6 protein-coding genes are annotated in these 3,142 nt (G+C 70.0%); 3 read left to right on the top strand and 3 right to left on the bottom strand.

Annotated features, from left to right (window positions below):
- Positions 1-242 (bottom strand): hypothetical protein (locus P409_RS30320; protein ID WP_034847214.1); only part of this gene is annotated, 242 nt, incomplete at its 3' end.
- Between the two features lie 174 nt (positions 243-416).
- Here P409_RS30320 and P409_RS30325 point away from each other — a divergent pair.
- A complete protein-coding gene (locus P409_RS30325; protein WP_034847227.1) occupies positions 417-869 on the top strand; it encodes an SRPBCC family protein in 453 nt (150 codons plus the stop codon).
- A 46-nt stretch (positions 870-915) separates the two neighbouring features.
- On the top strand, positions 916-1,365 hold the full coding sequence (locus P409_RS30330; RefSeq protein WP_034847217.1) for an SRPBCC family protein: 450 nt from the start codon (positions 916-918) through the stop codon (positions 1,363-1,365).
- A 34-nt stretch (positions 1,366-1,399) separates the two neighbouring features.
- On the opposite strand, the gene P409_RS30335 is transcribed toward P409_RS30330, so the two are convergent.
- Together P409_RS30335 and P409_RS30340 are read right to left on the bottom strand one after the other, a co-directional pair.
- Positions 1,400-2,278 (bottom strand): AraC family transcriptional regulator, encoded by an 879-nt coding sequence (locus tag P409_RS30335; RefSeq protein WP_034847220.1) that lies wholly within the window; start codon positions 2,276-2,278, stop codon positions 1,400-1,402.
- A 78-nt stretch (positions 2,279-2,356) separates the two neighbouring features.
- Positions 2,357-2,746: a DUF983 domain-containing protein gene (locus P409_RS30340; protein ID WP_034847222.1), complete on the bottom strand. Its 390-nt coding sequence runs from the start codon at positions 2,744-2,746 to the stop codon at positions 2,357-2,359.
- Positions 2,747-2,841: 95 nt separating this feature from the next.
- Between P409_RS30340 and P409_RS30345 the strand changes: the two genes are divergently transcribed.
- Positions 2,842-3,142 (top strand): GntR family transcriptional regulator (locus P409_RS30345; RefSeq protein WP_034847225.1); only part of this gene is annotated, 301 nt, incomplete at its 3' end.

The raw sequence follows: 3,142 nt of genomic DNA on the forward strand, positions 1-3,142 counted from the left end.
CCGGACGCCGCCAGCGGCATGCCGGCGAAGCCCAGCGCCTCGATCACGGTCCCGGTCCCGGCCCGCCACAGCCAAGTGCGGCGGGCGACGATCGGGTGCGGCACCGCCAAGGTCAGGGCGCCGCCGGCCAGCGGCAGCCCGTCGGCCAGTAGCCGGCCGCCGAGATCGGCCAGAAAGCGGTCCGGTCCGGGCGAGGCGCCGGCATCGTCGACGAGCCAGGCGAGGGACGGGGGCAGATCCATGCCGCGATCATGCCGCCGCGGGGCGGGATCTGTCACGCGGCCGGCGATCGGTGGCCGATTGGGTCTCGCGCACTTTCGCGTTGATGCCTGAAACCGTGCCGTGGCCGGCCCGGCCGTGTTATTTTGCCGGCCGACCCGGCGATCGGGACCGGCACGGCGGCGAAGGGGAGCGCGATGGACGAACAGACCGTCTTCCGGCGCGAGATGCGGATCCCGGCGCCACCGGCCACCCTCTTCGCCTTCCTGACCGACCCGCAGAAGATCCTGCGCTGGATGGGCCATTCGGCCACGTTCGAGCCGCAGCCCGGCGGCCTCTACCTGCTCGACGTCGACGGCAGCAATGTGGTGCGCGGCGCGTTCCGCGAGGTCGTGCCGGTGCACCGCCTGGTCTACAGCTTCGGCTGGGACGGCAATGCCGAGGTTCCGCCGGGGTCGAGCGAGGTCGAGATCGACCTGATTGAGCAGCCGGACGGCACGCTGCTGCGGATGACCCATAGCGGCCTGCCGTCCTCGGCCGTGCCGGCCCACGCCAAGGGCTGGACCTATTTCCTCGACCGGCTGGCGGCGGTGGCCGCCGGCCGCGACCCCGGGGGCGCCACGACGCCCTGCGACGGCCACGAGGCCTGATCCGGTCCCGAGGGACCGCCACCCGCCGAAACCGTGGAGGAGACCGATGCCTGACGATCTTGTCGTCCGCCGCGAGACCCGGATCCCGGCGCCGCCCGCCGCGGTGTTCGCCCTCCTGACCGACCCGGAGCAGATCCTGCGCTGGATGGGCACGGAGGCGCAACTCGACCCCCAGCCCGGCGGTCTCTACCTGGTCAACGTCACCGGCGCCCGCTTCGCCCGCGGCGCGTTCCGCGAGGTGGTGCCGGTGCATCGCCTGGCCTACAGCTTCGGCTGGGACGGCAGCGAGGTGGTGCCGCCGGGCTCGAGTCTGGTCGAGATCGACCTGATCGAGCAGCCGGGCGGCACGCTGCTGCGGATGACGCAGACCGGCCTGCCGACGGCCGAGCAATGCGCCGGCCATGCCGAGGGCTGGGCCCACTACCTCGACCGTCTGGCCGAGGCGGCCGGCGGCCGCGACCCGGGCCCGGACCCCTGGCTCGGTCGGGACGAATAGAGCAGGGGGGTAGGGTGCCATCGGCGGCCGCCCCTCACCGCAGCGGCAGGAACAGGTCCGCGACCGCCTCGTGCTCCGGCACCTCCGGGAAGAAGCTCAGCCGCTGGCAATAGATCGGGAAGTCGCGGGCTTCCTCGCCGCTGGCCGGAAGCCAATCGCGATAGAGATAGAGCGCGGCGGGCTCCAGATTGTCGGTGTTGCCGACGACGCGCAGCACCGCGCAGCGTCCGCCGGGGATCTCGCCGGCCTTGATCCGCTCGCCCTTCGTCTCGATCGGCCGATCGGTCCCGACGCAGAGGTCCACGCTGTAATCGGCCGGCGATGCGGGACACCGCTCGGACCGCCAGATATTGAAGGTCGGACTGGCCCTGGGGTGCAGGCCGGCGGCCTTGCGCCACGCGATGAAGCGCTGGATGGTGGCGCCGAGCGTCGCCGGGTCGCCTCGATGCTCCATGATCGCCACCGGCGTGGGGGGCACATCGCGGATCGTCACGTCGCCGGCGGTAAAACTCTTCTGCATGAGCTTGCTCCTCGCGCTGTCGAGAGGCCCGAAGGCCGCAAGCCACGGCTCCCAGTCGGGAGACATCCGGAACGACGAAGGCGACTGCCCGAACCGTTGCCGGAAGGCGCGGGCGAAGGCGTCCGGTGCGTCGTAGCCGGCATCCATCGCGATGTCCGTGACGCTTTGGTCCCTGTAGGCCAGCCGGTATGAAGCGCGCTTCATGCGGGCGAGCTGGATATAGCGATGCACGGACAGCCCGAAGGTCGCCGTGAACTGCCGGTGGAAATGATATTTCGAGTAGGCTGCGATGCCGCTCAGCGCGTCCAGGTCCAAATCGTCGTCCAGATGTCGGTCTATATGATCCAGCACCCGCTGCATCCGGGCATGGATGTTTTGAAGCGCCGCCGTCATCGTCCCTCCTCCGTGGCGCCTCCAGTTAATCGCTGACCACCATGACGTGCTCGACCGATCTTGCGGTATTTCGGCCGTTCAGCCCTCACCCTTGCCGGCCAGCCGCGCTTCGCGGGCGTCGTTGATGTACTGGGCGGCGACCAGCCAGCCCTTCAGCGGCCGCAGCAGCGCCAGGCAGCCGCCGATCAGCAGCGGCACCGAGGTCAGCAGGTGCACCCAGATCGGCGGCTCATAGGCCAGCTCCAGCCAGGCGGCGAAGGCGATCACCGGGAAGCTGACGATCGAGATGACGAAGAAGGCCGGGCCGTCCGCCGGGTCGGCGAAGCCGTAATCCAGGCCGCAGACCTCACAGTTCGGGGCCAGGGTCAGGAAGCCGCGGAACAGATGGCCCTTGCCGCAACGCGGGCAGCGGGCCCGGATGCCGACCTCGAAGGGCTTCAGCGTCGGATAGGCGGTGGGCTGGGCCATGATCGTCTCTGTGACTGTATGGCTCATCATCTAATATTGCCATGCACTTTCGTCAAGTGTATGGTTTTGCGATGAACCGTCGCAGCCCCTGACCCATGTCGAAATACCGCTCGATCGTCGACCAGTTTGCCAACCGGATCCGTTCCGGCGCGCTGCTTCCGGGCTCGCGCCTGCCGGCGCAGCGGCAGCTGGCGGCGCAGCTCGGCGTCGACCTGACCACCGTCACACGCGCCTATACCGAATTGAAGCGTATGGGCCTGGTCGAGGGGCGCAGCGGCAGCGGCAGCTTCGTCCGCGGTGTCCCGGCCGTCGCCGCGCCCGTGGCGGCGGACGGTTTCGACCTCAGCATGAACGTGCCGCCCCGGCCGCCGGGGCTCGGGCAGCGGGTGGCGGAGG

The sequence above is a fragment of the Inquilinus limosus MP06 genome, from assembly GCF_000767795.1.
In the GTDB taxonomy this organism is placed as follows: Bacteria; Pseudomonadota; Alphaproteobacteria; order DSM-16000; family Inquilinaceae; genus Inquilinus; species Inquilinus limosus_E.

Coding starts and splice junctions, on each gene's coding strand:
- P409_RS30330 (WP_034847217.1), top strand. CDS start 916: ATGCCTGACGATCTTGTCGTCCGCCGCGAGACCCGGATCCCGGCGCCG.
- P409_RS30335 (WP_034847220.1), bottom strand. CDS start 2,278: ATGACGGCGGCGCTTCAAAACATCCATGCCCGGATGCAGCGGGTGCTG.
- P409_RS30325 (WP_034847227.1), top strand. CDS start 417: ATGGACGAACAGACCGTCTTCCGGCGCGAGATGCGGATCCCGGCGCCA.
- P409_RS30340 (WP_034847222.1), bottom strand. CDS start 2,746: ATGGCCCAGCCCACCGCCTATCCGACGCTGAAGCCCTTCGAGGTCGGC.